We start from the raw sequence: 13,426 nt of genomic DNA, 5'->3' as shown, positions 1-13,426 counted from the left end.
GCGGGCGGTGAGCCCGGGTCAGTCCGTCGGTGAGCTGCGCTCGTCGGACACCGGGGTCACCCCGATCGCGGCCAGCGGGGCGAGCGCGGCGAGCGCGAACCCGATGCCGTAGCCGGTCGCGCCGACCAGCGCGCCCAGTGCGGCCGGCACCATCGAGGCGACGATGTTCTGCCCGGTGTTCTGGACTCCCAGTGCCCGTCCCGACCAGGACGGCCCGGCGAGCTCGGCGGTGCTGGTGAAGGCCAGCCCGTTCGGCGCGACGGTGACGACCGCGCCGACCGCCAGCATGGCCACCGCGAGCCATCCGGCGACGGCGTCGCCGAGCGCGAACAACAGCAGCACCACCGCCGCGGCGGCGGCGACCTGGCGCATCGGCCGCAGCCGGGATCCGACACGGTCCGACCAGACCCCGGTCGCGATCCGCCCGGCCGCGCCCGCGACCTGGCTGGCCGCGACGAACGCGCCCGCCGCGGCCACGTGCCAGCCCTGCTCGCGGACGAGGTACTCGGTGGCGAACGAGGCGACCGCGAACTGCGGCACGACCAGCAGCGCGCTCGCGCCGTGTACCCGCCACAGCACCGGGGTGCGGTACGGGGAACGGTCCGGCGCCGCACCGGGGCGCAGTGGCGCCCGCGGCGGGTTCGGCGCCAGGGCCGCGACCAGGACCGCCGTCACCAGGCACAGCACCGCGGGGAGCAGCAGGGCCCGGAACGGCCCGACGGCACCGGCGAGGGTGGGCAGGGTCAGCCCGGCCAGTGCGACGCCGAGCGGCTGGGCGGTCTGCCGGATCCCCATCGCGGCGCCCCGTTCGTGGGCGCCGAACCAGCCCATCACCATCCGGCCGCTGGCGGCGAACACCGACGCGGCACCCGCCCCGCCCAGCCCGAGCAGGACCAGCAGCGCCGGTCCGGGTCGCACCGGTGCCAGCGCGGCTGCGGCGACGGCGATCGCGCACAGCACGAGCCCGATGCTCATCACCCCGCGCTCGCCGTACCGGTCGGCGAACGCCCCCCACAGCACCAGCGTGCACAGCAGGCCTGCCGTGGGCGCCCCGACGTACGCACCGACCTGCGCCAGCGACAGCCCGGCGGAGTCGCGCAGCAGCGGCACCAGGAACGGCATCCCGTAGACGAAGGAGCAGGCCGCGGTCTGCGCGAACACACCGACCGCCAGCACCAGCCAGCGGCGACGGCTGCGGGTCACGTCGGAAGGCACTCGTCCACGCTAGGTGCCGTCTCACCAGGTGGCGAATCCGTCCCGGATGATGGGACGGATCAGGAGGCGCACTCCCCGGTGTCCACCGGCCGCGAGCCGCCGTCGGCCGCGACGCCCAGCGCCCGCGCGACCTGCTCGGCGGTCAGCACGAAACCGGTCTCCGAGTCGTCCAGCGCGGCGCCGAACACCACCCCGACGACCTGGCCGTCCGGGTTGATCATCGGGCCGCCGGAGTTGCCGGACCGGACCACCGCGCGGACGGTGTAGACGTCGCGCAGCACGCTGCCCTGCTCGTAGATGTCCGGGCCGCGCAGCCGGATCCGCTCGCGGACCTTGCCCGGCGTCACGGTGTAGGGCCCGTCCAGCGGGTAGCCGAGGATGATCACGTCGTCGCCGACCCGGGCCGGATCAGGGGTGAACCGCAGTGGCGCCTCGTCCAGCCCGGGGACGGCGAGCACCGCCACGTCCACATCGGCGTCGTAGTGGATCACCTCGGCGTCCAGCTGGCGGGTCCGGCCGGCCGCGGTGGTGACCTCGACCGTCGTGCTGGACGTGCCCGCGACGACGTGCGCGTTCGTCATGATCCGCTGCGGTGCGACCACGAAACCGGTCCCCTCCAGGGCCCGGCGGCAGGCGGGTGCGCGCCCCCGGACCTTGAGCACCCGGTCCCGGACCTCGGTCACGACCGGGGACTGCGCGAGCGCCGAGTCGGGTGGCCCGACCGCGGCGACCGGGGTGCGCGAGAACGGGCTGACGACGTCCGGGAAGCCGGAGTCGTCGAGGATCTGGCGCAGCTCGGCGGGCAGCCGCCGCGCGGCGTCGGGCATCACGCCGTCGACCCCGGCGAGCACCCGCGAGTCGCGGACGCCGCTGGTCAGGGTGGCGATGCTGGTCGAGGCCAATGGCAGCGCGATCAGCCAGGCGGCGACCACCACGGCCACCGCCTGCACCCCGGCACCGAGCGCCGAGTCGACCTTGAGGGTGCCCTCGCGCCGGATCCGGTCCCGGACGAAGCGCCCCAGATAGACCCCGGTCGCCTCGCCGAGCGCGACGAACAGCACCACCGCGCCGATCCCGAGCAGCACCTTGGCCGGCTGGGACTCCACCTGATCGGCCAGCAGCGGCGCCAGACGCAGGCCCAGCACCGCCCCCGTCAGTACACCGAGGAACGACAACAGCGCGACCGCGACCCCGTGCCGCCAGCCGGACGCCGCCGCCAGCAGCGCCAGGATGACGACCACGACGTCGACCCAGCTCAGGCTCACCGGCCCACCTCGTCGGGACGGTCGGCGGGGTCGATCACAGGTGCTCCTCGCGGGTGTCGCTGCTCCGCCCGGGCGGCCGCCCAGGCCTCGTCGAGGTTCTCGATCCGCGTGCCGTCCCAGGGGCGTTCCCAGCCGGAACAGTGCAGCAGTGCGGACAATAGGCCCCCGGTGAATCCCCAGATCACCAGCCCCGAGATGCGGAAGGCGGGCCCGGTGTAGCCGCTCGGGCCACGCACGGTGAAGCGGTTGGCCGGGTCGGCGAGCTCCCCGACCGGCACCCGGACCACTCGCGCGACCTCGGCCGGATCGATCGCCCGGACCGGTGCCGGGGTGGCCCAGTGCGCCAGTACCGGGGTCACCAGGTAGCCGGTCGGTGGGATGAACAGATCGGGCAGCACGGCCAGCGGTACGACGCCCGCCGGATCGAGCCCGGTCTCCTCCTGCGCCTCGCGCAGCGCGGCGTGCACCGGGCCGGCGTCGCCCGGATCCAGTGCCCCGCCGGGGAAGGCGACCTGTCCGGCGTGCGAGCGGAGGGTGGCGGCCCGTTCGGTGAGCAGCACGTCCGGGCCGTCGGGGCCGAAGAGCATCAGCACGGCCGCACGCCGCGCCGTGGCCTGCTGCCCCGCCGGATCGCGCCGCGGGCCGAACCAGCCCGGATCCAGCCCCAGCGCGCCTTCCACCAGCGGCTTCAGTGGCTCCGGTGCGGCGGCGGGATCCGGCTCGGGGACGACGACGGCGGTCACGAGAGCCGTTCCACGACGGCCTCGACATCGTCGGCGGTCCGGAACGGGACCGGCGGGTCGACCATCGCCGGGGAGCCGTCGGCCCGGACGACGTAGTTGAACGGGAGCACCGGCGGGGTGTCCAGCACCGCGCGCAGCTCGCCACGCGGGTCGGTCAGCGCCGGGAGCGTGATCCCGAGCTCCGCGGCCAGGCCGAGCGCGGCCACCGGATCGTCCTGGACGTCCACGGTCAGCACCGGGAGCGCCCCGGGCCGCTGCGCGTACTCCTGCAGGGCCGGGAGCTCCTCCCGGCACGGCAGGCACCAGGAGGCCCAGAAGTTGACCAGCACCGCCCGTCCGGCCAGCACCTCGCCGACGTCGACGGCGCCCTCGGCGCCCAGGCAGGGCACGGTGATCCCGGCCAGCGGCCCGGCCGGCGGCGCGCCGGTCGGCTCCGGGCAGGGAGCCAGGGCCGCGGACTCGCGGGCGGCGGCGAGCGCGGCCGGATCGGCGGCGGCCGGGTCGCCGTCGGCACGGTTCGCCTGCGCGGCAGCGCCCGGCGGGCCGCTCGCGGGCTGTGGGGCCGGTGCGGAGGGCCAGAGGGCCCATACCCCGAGCGCGACCAGCACGGCGACCACGGCGGTCGAGACGATCTCCGAGCGCGAGGCGCCTGTCCGGCTCACCGCCCGTCCCCGCTGCCGGTGACTCCCGCCAGCTCCAGCAGCCGGTCCCGCTCCGGGCCCTTGACCAGCGCGGCGGCCTCGGCCTGGTCGGTCGGCCCGGTGCCGTAGGCGGGGCAGTCGGCCGCGAGGGTGCACACCCCGCAGGCGGGCTTGCGGGAGTGGCAGACCCGGCGCCCGTGGAAGATCACGTGATGGGAGACGATCGTCCAGTCCCGGCGCGGGACGAGCTCGCCCACCGCGTGCTCGACCTTGACCGGATCCTCCTCGGTGGTCCATCCCCAGCGCCGCACCAGCCGCCCGAAGTGGGTGTCGACGGTGATCCCGGGGACGCCGAACGCGTTGCCCAGGATGACGTTGGCCGTCTTGCGGCCGATCCCGGGCAGCTTCACCAGCTCGTCCAGCGTGGCCGGCAGCTCACCGCCGTGCCGGTCGACGACGGCGGCGCCCAGGCCGGTCAGCGAGGTCGCCTTGTTCCGGTAGAAGCCGGTCGACCGGATCAGGGTCTCCAGCTCGGTGCGGTCGGCCCCGGCGTAGTCGGCCGCCGTCGGGTACCGGGCGAACAGCGCCGGCGTGACCTGATTGACCCGCTCGTCGGTGCACTGGGCGGAGAGGATCGTGGCGACGGCCAGATCCAGCGGAGTCGAGAAGTCGAGCTCGCAGTGCGCGTGCGGGTAGGCCTCGGCCAGCGCGCGCAGGATCCGGTTCACCCGCCGTGCTCGCCCGATCGGGTTCTCCCCGGCCGCGACCCGTGCGGCGAGACCGGCCGCCGCGCGCCGGGTGGGCCGGGCCGTCCGTCGGGCGGAGGTACTCACGTCACCGAGCGTACGGGTGACCCCCGACAGCCGTGCGCCGTGTCACCACCGGCCCGGTCCGGCAGTGCGGCTCCGCCGGCTCGGTCCGGCAGTGCGGCTCCGCCGGCGCCGTCCGCCCGCCCGGCTCCGTCGGCGGCCCGTGCGGGCGCGGCGAACGGTCCCGGGGCTCCGCCGAACGCCTGCTCGGTGCCGAACAAGGTCACGAACACGTCACGAAGCGGGCGGTCCGGCTACCCCCGGAGCATCGGCGAGCGAACCAGTAGGAGAGGATCGGAGGTGCCATGACTGCCTGGTTGAGCGTCCTCGTCCCGCTGCTCGTGATGTTCTTCGCGCTCGGGATGGAACGAGTCGAGTCCCGTCTGCGGGAATCCACGGTGCGACAGGACGAGCTGGACGAGATGCTGGAACAGCCACGTCCGGACGAGGTACGGGCCCTCTTCCGGTCCGGGACGAGCCGCGCACTGGAGCTGTTCCGGCTGCGCAACCGCCGTCGGCGGGGGACTCGTCGCAGCCAGGTTCCGTCGACGTGACAAGATCGTAACGGGGGCCGCGGCGCGCCCGGTACACGCAACAGGCCCGATCGGATGAGAGTCCGATCGGGTCAGTGGTGCGCACGTGTGTGGCGAAGGCCTCTACACTGACGCGCCGACGACCCGCCGTGACGATCGCGGCCGGTGAACGAGGAGCATTGCAGTGGATGAGGTTCTGATCCGGGCCGGGATCTTCCAGGGGGTTGAGCCCCAGGCCGCCGAGGCATTGACCGAGGCGCTGGAGTCCGCCGAGTTCTCCCGTGGGCAGGTCATCTTCTCCGAGGGTGAGCCCGGTGACCGCCTCTACATCGTGGCCGGGGGGAAGGTGAAGCTCGGCCGCAAGTCACCGGACGGCAGGGAGAACCTGCTCATGGTGGCCGGCCCGTCCGACATGTTCGGCGAGCTGTCGATCTTCGACCCGGGCCCGCGCACGTCCTCGGCGACGGCGGTGACCGAGGTTCGCTGCTACACCATGGACCGCAGCGCGCTGCGTGAGTGGATCGGCAAGCGGCCGGAGATCGCGGAGCAGCTGCTGCGCGTGCTGGCCCGCCGGCTGCGCCGTACCAACAACATGCTGGCCGACCTGATCTTCACCGACGTCCCCGGACGGGTGGCGAAGTCGCTGCTGCAGCTCGCCCGCCAGTTCGGCTCGCAGGAGTCGGGTCTGCTGCGGGTCACCCACGACCTCACCCAGGAGGAGATCGCCCAGCTGGTCGGCGCCTCCCGGGAGACCGTGAACAAGGCACTCGCCGACTTCGCGCACCGTGGCTGGCTGCGGCTGGAGGGCAAGAGCGTGCTGATCCTGGAGCCGGAGCGGCTCGCCCGCCGCGCGCGCTAAAACACTGGTACGCCCGTCCCAGATCATGTGATGCTGGGCGGCATGCCCGCCTCACCCTCCGACTACCGGGACGCCCTGGGCGCTCCCGGTGCGGCTGCGCCGGTGTGCGCATCGGTGATCGGCCGTTTCCCGATCGCGATGCACAGCCTCGCGACCCTGCTCTACGTCCGGGAGATCGACGGTTCCTACGCGATCGCCGGCGCGGTATCGGCGTCGTTGCTGGTCGGGACGGCGCTCGGCACGGTCGTGCAGGGACGGCTGCTGGACCGGCTCGGTCCTAGCCGCCTGTTGCTGCTGCTCGTCGCGGTCTACGCGGTCGCGGTCGGTGGGTTCGTCGCCTGTATCGAGGCGCGGGCCGCGCTGCCGGTGATCCTGCTCGTCGGGCTGCTCACCGGGCTCGTGACGCCGGCCATCGAGGGCTCGTCGCGGGCGCTCTGGTCGGACCTGGTGCCGGTCGGCCGTACCCGTGAGGCGGCCTACACCTACGAGGCGATCAGCCTCGAGACCTTCTTCATCCTCGGCCCGGCGCTCGCCGCGCTGCTCGCGGTCTCCACCCCGTGGCCCGGCACCGCGCTGCTGGTCGCCGCGGCTGCCGAGATCATCGGGACCACCTGGTTCGCGCTGACCCGCGCGGTCCGGCGGCGCTCGGCCCGGATCCGGGCCGCCCGGGCCTCCGGAACGCTGTCCCGCGACGCCGGCCTGCTCGGCGTGATCCGCCGCCCCGGGCTGCGCACGGTCGCACTGGCGGCTCTCGGGTTCGGGCTCGTCGCCGGGACGGCGGAGGTCGGGGTGCTCGCCGCGACGGCGTTCGCCGGATCGCCCGCGATGGGCGGGATCCTGCTGTCCGCGTGGTCGGTGGTCTCGGTGCTCGCCGGCGTGCTGTACGGGCTGCGCCCCCGGCCGCGGTCGCTGGGCCTGCGGCTACCGGTGCTGCTCGGCGCGTTCGGGCTGCTGGTGACGGCGATGGGCCTGGTCTCCCCGATCGGCTCGCTGGTGCTGCTGGCCGTGGTGATGATGGCGGCGGGCGCGCTGATCACGCCGCAGGTCACCGCGCACTCACTGGGGGTCGAGCGGACGGCCCCCGCCGACTCGGCCACCGAGGCGTTCAACTGGGTGGTGACGGCGGCGGTGCTCGGCGTCTCGGCGGGGCAGGCGATCTCCGGCGTGATGATCGACCGGTTCGGCCCGGCCGGGTACGCCGCCGGAGGAGTGCTCGGCATGCTGCTCGCGGTGGTGCTGTGGACCCGCCGGGAGACGATGGCCGGGACCGCCGAGCGCACCCCCGCCCGGAGCGCGTCGTGAGCGGGGCCGGCGCGCTGCGACGACTGCGGGACGTGGTCGCGGCCGACATGGCGGGCGCGGACGTCGCGCACGATCTCGGGCATCTGGACCGGGTCGCCGGGCTCACGGCCCGGCTCGCGATGCGCGAGGGCCGGGACGGGTTCGTCGCCGCCGTCGCCGCGTACGTACACGACCACCACCGTGCCGCCGAGGCGCGGCTCGGCCGGGTCGTCGCACCCGCGGAGTGCCGCGACGAGGCCCGGGACGCGCTGCGCCGGGCCGCGATCGAGGAGGCGCTCTGGGATCCGGTACTCGACGCGGTGGAGGCCACCGGCCGCTACACGTTCTCGGCCGGGGAGCCGGCCCCGGACCCGGTGGGGGCCGCCGCCGTCATCGCGGCCTGCCTGCACGACGCCGACATGCTCGACGCCATGGGCGCCATCGGGATCGCCCGCGCGTTCGCCTACGGCGGCGCGATCGGCGAACCGCTGTGGGATCCGTCCGCGCCGCCGTCGTCGCAGCGCTACCGGTCCGGGCCGACCGGTTCGGTGGTCGCGCACTTCCACGAGAAGCTGCTCCGGCTGCGCGGGGAGCTGCGGACCGCGGCCGGTCGGGAGATGGGCGAGCGCAGGCACGCCGCCCTGGAGGAGTTCCTGCGCCGCTTCCGGGAGGAATGGGTGGACGCGCACGGCGACGACGCGACGGCGCCGCCCGCGCCCTGAGCCCTCAGCCGCGGAGGTGGTCGAGCTGGGCCCGTACCGAGAGCTCCGCGGCGTCCCACAGCGAGGTGTCGACGTCGGCGTAGACCAGTTCGACGACAGCGCGCGGCGGCGCGTCCGGCCCGAGCTCCTCCAGCGCGGCGCGGACCTGCTCCAGGCGCTGCTCGCGGTGCTTGAGGTAGGTGTTCGCGATCTCCGCGGCGTCCGGCAGCTCCGGTCCGTGCCCGGGCAGCACCGGCGTGCCGGTGGGCAGCTCGGCGATCCGGCGCAGCGAGTCCAGGTACGGGCCGAGTGCGCCGTCCGGGTACGCGATGACGGTGGTGCCGCGGCCCAGCACGGTGTCCCCGGCGAGCAGTGCGGCACCGTCCGAACCCGGACCGGTGAGCAGCAGCGACACCGAGTCCGATGTGTGCCCCGGCGTCGTCATGACGGCCAGCTCGACGCCCGCCGCGGCGATCACCGTGCCGTCGGTGAGCGGCTCGGTGCCCGACACCAGCGACGGATCGGCGGCGTACACGGGAGCGCCGGTGAGCTCGACGAACCGGCCGATGCCGCCGGCGTGGTCGTGATGACGGTGGGTCAGGACGACCGCGGCGACCGGCGCACCGTCGGCCAGCGTCTCCAGGTGGGTGCCATCGTCCTCACCGGGGTCGACGACGAGCCGTTCCCCGGAGTCGGGTACCGACAGCACCCAGGTGTTGGTGCCCTCCAGCGTCATCGGGCCGGGATTGTGCTGCAACAGCACCGATGCCAGCGGGTGCACCGCGCGCAGGCTGCCGTAGAGCGGATGGCTCATCTCGGATCACTCATCTCACGGTCTCCTCGTAGCGCCAGTCCGGGTCACCGGGCAGGGTGATCACCGCGACCCGCCCCTCGCGCCGGACCTCCGGTGTCACCGGGGAGATGTCCCGGCGGGCGGCGGCGTCGAGCACCGCGGCGGCGCTCGGGTGCCGGGCCAGGTCCTGCAGGGTGTGCAGGGTCGGCGCCATCAGCGAGAGCTCGCCGGCGGTGTGCCCGGCCAGCGCCTCGGCGGGCGCCCACCAGCGGGCCTCCACGGCTTCGGTGGTCGCGTCGTCGGCGACCTGCCCGTCGGGGACCCTGGCCACCAGGAACGCGGTGTCGTAGCGGCGCGGGTTCACCGGCGGGGTGATCCACCGGGACCACGGGACCAGCAGGTCGGCGCGCAGCTCCATGTCGTGCCGGTCGAGCAGGGCGGGCAGCGTGACGCGGCGCCCCTCCAGGTCCGCGCGCCAGGTCGGGGCCTCGGCGACCGGCACCGGCGGGCATCCGGGCCGGGACGCCAACAGCACCCCGCACTCCTCGAACGTCTCGCGGACCGCGGCCGTCACCAGCGCGGCGGCCAAGGTCTCGGGCTGGCCGAGCCGGGAGCCGAACCGGGCCGGTCCGGGGCCCCGCCAGCGCGCCGGGTCGGGTACGTCGTCGGGCGACACGCCACCGCCGGGGAACACCGTCATCCCGCCGGCGAACGCCATCCCGGTGACCCGCCGCTGCAGGAACACCTGCAGCTCACCGCCCTCCGGGGAGTCCCGGAGGAGCAGCACGGTGGCGGCGGGTCTCGGCTCGACCGGCTGCGGCCGGGCCGGGTGCGGAGCTGCGGTGCCCATGGTTCCGGACCCTAGGTCATCGTCCCGGCACCCGGGCCGTGAGAATGCCCGCATGCGGATCGGTCTCGTCGGTGCCGGGCCCTGGGCCCGCACGGTGCACGCGCCGGCGATCGCCGGCCACCCGCGCTGGACCGCGGCCGGCGTGTGGGCCCGCCGCCCCGCGATGGCGGCCGAGGTCGCGGCGATCAGCGGCGGTCCCGTCCACGAACGGCTCGACGACCTGCTCGACGCCTGCGACGCCGTCGCCTTCGCGGTGCCGCCGCAGGTCCAGGGCGAGCTGGTGGCGCGGGTCGCGGCCGCCGGGAAGCACGTCGTGCTGGAGAAGCCGCTCGCCGCCGACCTGGCCGCCGCCGAGCGGGCCGCCGCCGCGATCGACGACGCCGGGGTGTGCTCGGCGACCGTCCTGACATTGCGGTTCGATCCGGCGATCCGGGCGTGGCTGGACGCGATCCCGGCCGGCCCGCACGGAGCGGACACCGTCGGCACCGCGCGCTGGCTCTCCGGCGCGCTGCTCGGCGGCCCGTTCGCGACGTCGGCGTGGCGGGCCGAGCACGGTGCGTTGCTCGACGTCGGACCGCACCTGATCGACCTGCTGGACGCCGCGCTCGGCCCGGTCACCGGCGTCGACCAGGCCCGCCGCGACGAACCGGACCTGTGGCGGATCGGGCTCGCGCACGCGGGTGGGGCGCACAGCTCGCTGACGCTGTCGCTGCGGATCCCGGTCGACCCGACCGAGTTCGAGGTGTCGGTCGTCGGCGCGGCGGGGCGGCACCGGCTGGACACCCGTCCGGCCGACGCGGTGGCCTGCTACGCCCGGCTGCTCGACGATCTCGCCGACGCGGTCGCGGCGGGCGACCCGCGGCTGCCGGTCGACGCCCGCCGCGCGCTGCACCTGCAGCGCGTCGTCGAGGACGTGCGGCGGGCCGCCGAACGGTGATCAGCCGGGATCGGCGCGCGCGGTCCCGTTCCGCGGTGTCGGCTCGCCGCCGGTCTCCCGGGCCGCGAGCTCCTCGTGCAGGCGCTGTAGGAGGTCCTGCTCGGTCGGGCTGAGCCGGTCGACCAGGCCGCCCGTCGGCTGCGGCCGGGGTTGCGGTGAGGGGCGCGGGATGCCGTTGCGGTCGGCGGGCGCCGTGGCGGTGTCATCGCCGGTCGTGTCCTCGGCGATGAGCATGTGCCGGGGGCGGTGCGCCCCGCCGGTCTCGGGTGGGGCCGACGGCGGCGGTGCAGGCGCGTGCACGATCGGCACGCCGGGCGCCGGGGTCGGGTCGTCGGTCCCGGCCGCGGGCTCGGTCCCTTCGGGGGCCGGTGCCTCGGGTGCCGGTGTCCCCGAGGTCGTGCCTGCGTCGCCGGTCCAGGCTCCGGACGCCCAGTCCTGCAGCCAGGCGGCCTCGTCCGTGGCCGGTCGAGCGGGGGTCCTGGACGGCACGGCCCGCAGCGGCGCCGGTCCGGCGTGGGGTCGGTCCGGCAGGCCGTGCTCGACGTGGGACCGGTCCGGCAGGCCGGGGGCGGCAGGGGATCGGTCCGGTAGGCGATGTTCGGCGTGGGGCCGGTCCGGCGGGCCGGCCTCGGCGGGGTACTCCGGAACCGATCCGGGTGCGCCGGACGCACTGTCCGGGGCCGGGGCCGGGGCCGGGGTTCCGGCTGTCGGGTGCGGCGACGGATCGCGGACCGGATGCCCGTTGCCGGCGGCCGGCCCGAACTCGGAGTGGGCCGGCTCCCGGTGGTCGATCACGCTGCCGGTCGCGTCCCAGGCGTCGGTGCGGGCGCCCGCGTCGGCCGGACGGGTGCCGCGGACGACGGACAGGCCGGTCTCCGGGGTCGCCGGCTCGCCGGGCCGGGGCACGGCGCGAACGGGCAGCGGGCCGTCGGCCGACCGGTACCCGGTGCCGCCACCGGGCTCCGGGCCGCCGGGCGGCGGCTCCGGGGCCCCGCCGGGATCGGTACCGCCGGGACCCGTGTTCGAGGGCCCGGTGCCTGCGGGCCGTCCGTCCGGATCGGCGGACTCGAACCAGTCGCCGCCGGTGGACCCGCGCAGCGCGCGGATCGGCGGTGAGGGCCGCGGCGCGGGATGTGCCGCCGCGGCGGGGGTGTCGAGGTCCGCCGCGGTGTCTGCGGGGGCCTGCCCGGCGGGGTCGTCCGGGCCGGGGAGCCCGGCGTCGAACGTCCCGGCGCCGGGCGCGGGGCCCGGACCGGCGCTCGACGGCAGGTCGCCCGGCGGATGCTCGATCACCGGGGCCGGCGGTTCCACCGGCGGGGCCGTGGCGACGGGTGGTGCGCCGGTCGGCGCGGCGAGTCGAGTCGGTGCGGAGGACTCGGTGGGCAGGGAGTGCTCGGTCGGTGCGGAGTACTCGGACGGTGCGGAGTGCTCGGCCGTCGCGGTGAGTTCGGACGGGGCGGAGTACCCGGACGAGGCGGAGTACCCGGTCGGTGTGCTGAACTCGGGTGACTCGGGTGACTCGGGAAGCGCGGGTGACCCGGAGAGCTGGGGTGCCCCGGAGTGCTCGGCCGTCGCGAAGGCCTCGGACTGTGCGAAGGCCTCGGTCGGCGGGGAGTACTCGGACCGCGCGGGGTATCCGGACGGTGCGGCGGGGTCGGACTGCGCGGAGTACTCGGACCGTCCGCCGAGTTCGGACGATGCAGACGGCGGGAGCGAATCGGACCGCCCGCCGGGCGCGGAGACGTCGGGCGCCTCGGCCGACTCAGGCCTCCCCGACGGCTCGGTCGGCGTGGACGGTCCGAACCGTGATCCGGATTCCTCCTGCTCAGGGGCTCCGGATCCGTGCGGCGCCGGACCGGGGCCCGGCTGCTCGTCGACGGGCCCGGGCTCCGGCTGGCTGTGCCGGTCGGGCTCGTCGTCGGTCTGCGGGAGGCCGTCGTCGGGTGCGGCGGACGCGACCGCTCGGAGGGCGGAGCGCGGTTCCCGCACCGCGTCGTCCTCGGCATCGCGCCGGTCGAGGATCGACGGCTCCGCGTGCCGACGGTCATCCGGGATACGGGCGTCCGGGGCAAGGGCATCGGAAGCACGAGCGTCCGGGGTACGGGCATCCGGGGTACGGGCATCGCCGGTCCCGGGCCACTCGTCGTCGGAGCCGGTCGAGGGCGCCGGGTCATCCGCACCGACCGGCAGCGGCACACCGGCCTCCCGGGCGGCCCGGTGGTAGGCGGTGTCCTCGTCGTCGTCGCCGAGCACCTCGACCGACACCGACAGTCCGGCCCCGCGCAGCGCGGTCTGCGCCTGGTAGGTCAGGACCTCGGCGGAACCCCCGCCACCGGTGCGGGCCAGCAGCAGCGGATGCGGCAGCGGTCCCGGTGCGGACCCGGCCGGCGTCGTCCGCCAGGCCAGCCGCCAGCCGCCGTCGGGGGCCGGGACACCGGTCAGCGCGTCGGCGACGGCCTCGGCGTCCGCGGCCGGTCCGCTGCCGGTGAAGCGGTGCGCCATCCCGGCGGCGGAGGCGAGGTCACCGCGGGGCAGGCAGCGGTCGGCGTCCGGCTGGATCCGCCGCGCCGCGGCCTCCGCGATCAGGTCGAGCCGCACCGACGGCGGCAGCACGACCCGTCCGGCGACCAGCTCGGCCACCAGCAGTTCCAGTGCGTGCCCCTCCTCGCCGACGGCGACGAGCTCCCGCCCGGTGGCGAGCAGGTCGTCGTCCACCCGGCCGGCCAGCTCCAGCAACAGCCGGTACGTGGGGTCGGACATGGGGCCTCCTTGTCAGCCGGTGGGTACCGGCGACCTGCT

General features: G+C 75.7%; 13 protein-coding genes. 5 read left to right on the top strand and 8 right to left on the bottom strand.

Annotated features, from left to right (window positions below):
• Positions 1-18 precede the first annotated feature (18 nt).
• From Pdca_RS32630 to nth, 5 genes are read right to left on the bottom strand one after another with little or no spacing between them, the layout of a single operon-like run.
• Complete coding sequence (locus Pdca_RS32630; RefSeq protein ID WP_232021319.1) at positions 19-1,215, bottom strand: MFS transporter; 1,197 nt, start codon at positions 1,213-1,215, stop codon at positions 19-21.
• Positions 1,216-1,274: 59 nt separating this feature from the next.
• On the bottom strand, positions 1,275-2,474 hold the full coding sequence (locus tag Pdca_RS32625; protein ID WP_085914608.1) for a MarP family serine protease: 1,200 nt from the start codon (positions 2,472-2,474) through the stop codon (positions 1,275-1,277).
• A 2-nt stretch (positions 2,475-2,476) separates the two neighbouring features.
• Complete coding sequence (locus Pdca_RS32620) at positions 2,477-3,223, bottom strand: NUDIX hydrolase (protein WP_085914554.1); 747 nt, start codon at positions 3,221-3,223, stop codon at positions 2,477-2,479.
• Entirely contained in the window at positions 3,220-3,885 is a 666-nt protein-coding gene (locus Pdca_RS32615; RefSeq protein ID WP_085914553.1) for a TlpA family protein disulfide reductase, read from the bottom strand. The genes Pdca_RS32620 and Pdca_RS32615 overlap by 4 nt, the downstream gene beginning before the upstream one ends.
• Positions 3,882-4,697, bottom strand: a complete 816-nt coding sequence (gene nth, locus Pdca_RS32610; protein WP_179956589.1) for an endonuclease III — start codon at positions 4,695-4,697, stop codon at positions 3,882-3,884. Before nth ends, Pdca_RS32615 begins: the two co-directional genes overlap by 4 nt.
• A 281-nt stretch (positions 4,698-4,978) precedes the next feature.
• Here nth and Pdca_RS32605 point away from each other — a divergent pair, with 281 nt between their 5' ends.
• From Pdca_RS32605 to Pdca_RS32590, 4 genes are all read left to right on the top strand, one after another.
• The gene (locus Pdca_RS32605) at positions 4,979-5,227 is read left to right on the top strand and encodes a hypothetical protein (RefSeq protein ID WP_085914551.1); all 249 of its coding nucleotides are present in this window, start codon (positions 4,979-4,981) and stop codon (positions 5,225-5,227) included.
• A gap of 163 nt (positions 5,228-5,390) precedes the next feature.
• Positions 5,391-6,065, top strand: a complete 675-nt coding sequence (locus tag Pdca_RS32600; protein WP_085914550.1) for a Crp/Fnr family transcriptional regulator — start codon at positions 5,391-5,393, stop codon at positions 6,063-6,065.
• A 42-nt stretch (positions 6,066-6,107) separates the two neighbouring features.
• Positions 6,108-7,367, top strand: a complete 1,260-nt coding sequence (locus tag Pdca_RS32595) for an MFS transporter (protein WP_085914606.1) — start codon at positions 6,108-6,110, stop codon at positions 7,365-7,367.
• Positions 7,364-8,068, top strand: coding sequence for an HD domain-containing protein (locus tag Pdca_RS32590; protein WP_125911648.1), 705 nt, complete (start codon positions 7,364-7,366; stop codon positions 8,066-8,068). The genes Pdca_RS32595 and Pdca_RS32590 overlap by 4 nt, the downstream gene beginning before the upstream one ends.
• Before the next feature lie 4 nt (positions 8,069-8,072).
• Here Pdca_RS32590 and Pdca_RS32585 read toward each other — a convergent pair whose 3' ends face one another.
• The gene (locus Pdca_RS32585) at positions 8,073-8,861 is read right to left on the bottom strand and encodes an MBL fold metallo-hydrolase (protein ID WP_085914548.1); all 789 of its coding nucleotides are present in this window, start codon (positions 8,859-8,861) and stop codon (positions 8,073-8,075) included.
• A 10-nt stretch (positions 8,862-8,871) separates the two neighbouring features.
• Complete coding sequence (locus Pdca_RS32580; protein ID WP_232021318.1) at positions 8,872-9,690, bottom strand: NUDIX hydrolase; 819 nt, start codon at positions 9,688-9,690, stop codon at positions 8,872-8,874.
• A 52-nt stretch (positions 9,691-9,742) separates the two neighbouring features.
• On the opposite strand from Pdca_RS32580, the gene Pdca_RS32575 reads away from it, so the two are divergent.
• On the top strand, positions 9,743-10,627 hold the full coding sequence (locus Pdca_RS32575) for a Gfo/Idh/MocA family protein (protein WP_085914546.1): 885 nt from the start codon (positions 9,743-9,745) through the stop codon (positions 10,625-10,627).
• On the opposite strand, the gene Pdca_RS37685 is transcribed toward Pdca_RS32575, so the two are convergent.
• On the bottom strand, positions 10,628-13,387 hold the full coding sequence (locus Pdca_RS37685) for a hypothetical protein (RefSeq protein ID WP_125911647.1): 2,760 nt from the start codon (positions 13,385-13,387) through the stop codon (positions 10,628-10,630). It abuts the gene before it with no gap.
• Between the last annotated feature and the right edge of the window lie 39 nt (positions 13,388-13,426).

This window comes from Pseudonocardia autotrophica, from assembly GCF_003945385.1.
Taxonomy (GTDB): Bacteria; Actinomycetota; Actinomycetes; order Mycobacteriales; family Pseudonocardiaceae; genus Pseudonocardia; species Pseudonocardia autotrophica.
Note: the sequence above shows the minus strand (reverse complement) of the source record. Positions and strands in the feature narration are given on the sequence as shown.

What these genes read in the sequence shown, in the direction of transcription:
- Pdca_RS32580 (WP_232021318.1), bottom strand. Translation starts at nt 9,690, where the DNA reads ATGGGCACCGCAGCTCCGCACCCGGCCCGGCCGCAGCCGGTCGAGCCG.
- Pdca_RS32575 (WP_085914546.1), top strand. Translation starts at nt 9,743, where the DNA reads ATGCGGATCGGTCTCGTCGGTGCCGGGCCCTGGGCCCGCACGGTGCAC.
- Pdca_RS32585 (WP_085914548.1), bottom strand. Translation starts at nt 8,861, where the DNA reads ATGAGCCATCCGCTCTACGGCAGCCTGCGCGCGGTGCACCCGCTGGCA.
- Pdca_RS32595 (WP_085914606.1), top strand. Translation starts at nt 6,108, where the DNA reads ATGCCCGCCTCACCCTCCGACTACCGGGACGCCCTGGGCGCTCCCGGT.
- Pdca_RS32605 (WP_085914551.1), top strand. Translation starts at nt 4,979, where the DNA reads ATGACTGCCTGGTTGAGCGTCCTCGTCCCGCTGCTCGTGATGTTCTTC.
- Pdca_RS37685 (WP_125911647.1), bottom strand. Translation starts at nt 13,387, where the DNA reads ATGTCCGACCCCACGTACCGGCTGTTGCTGGAGCTGGCCGGCCGGGTG.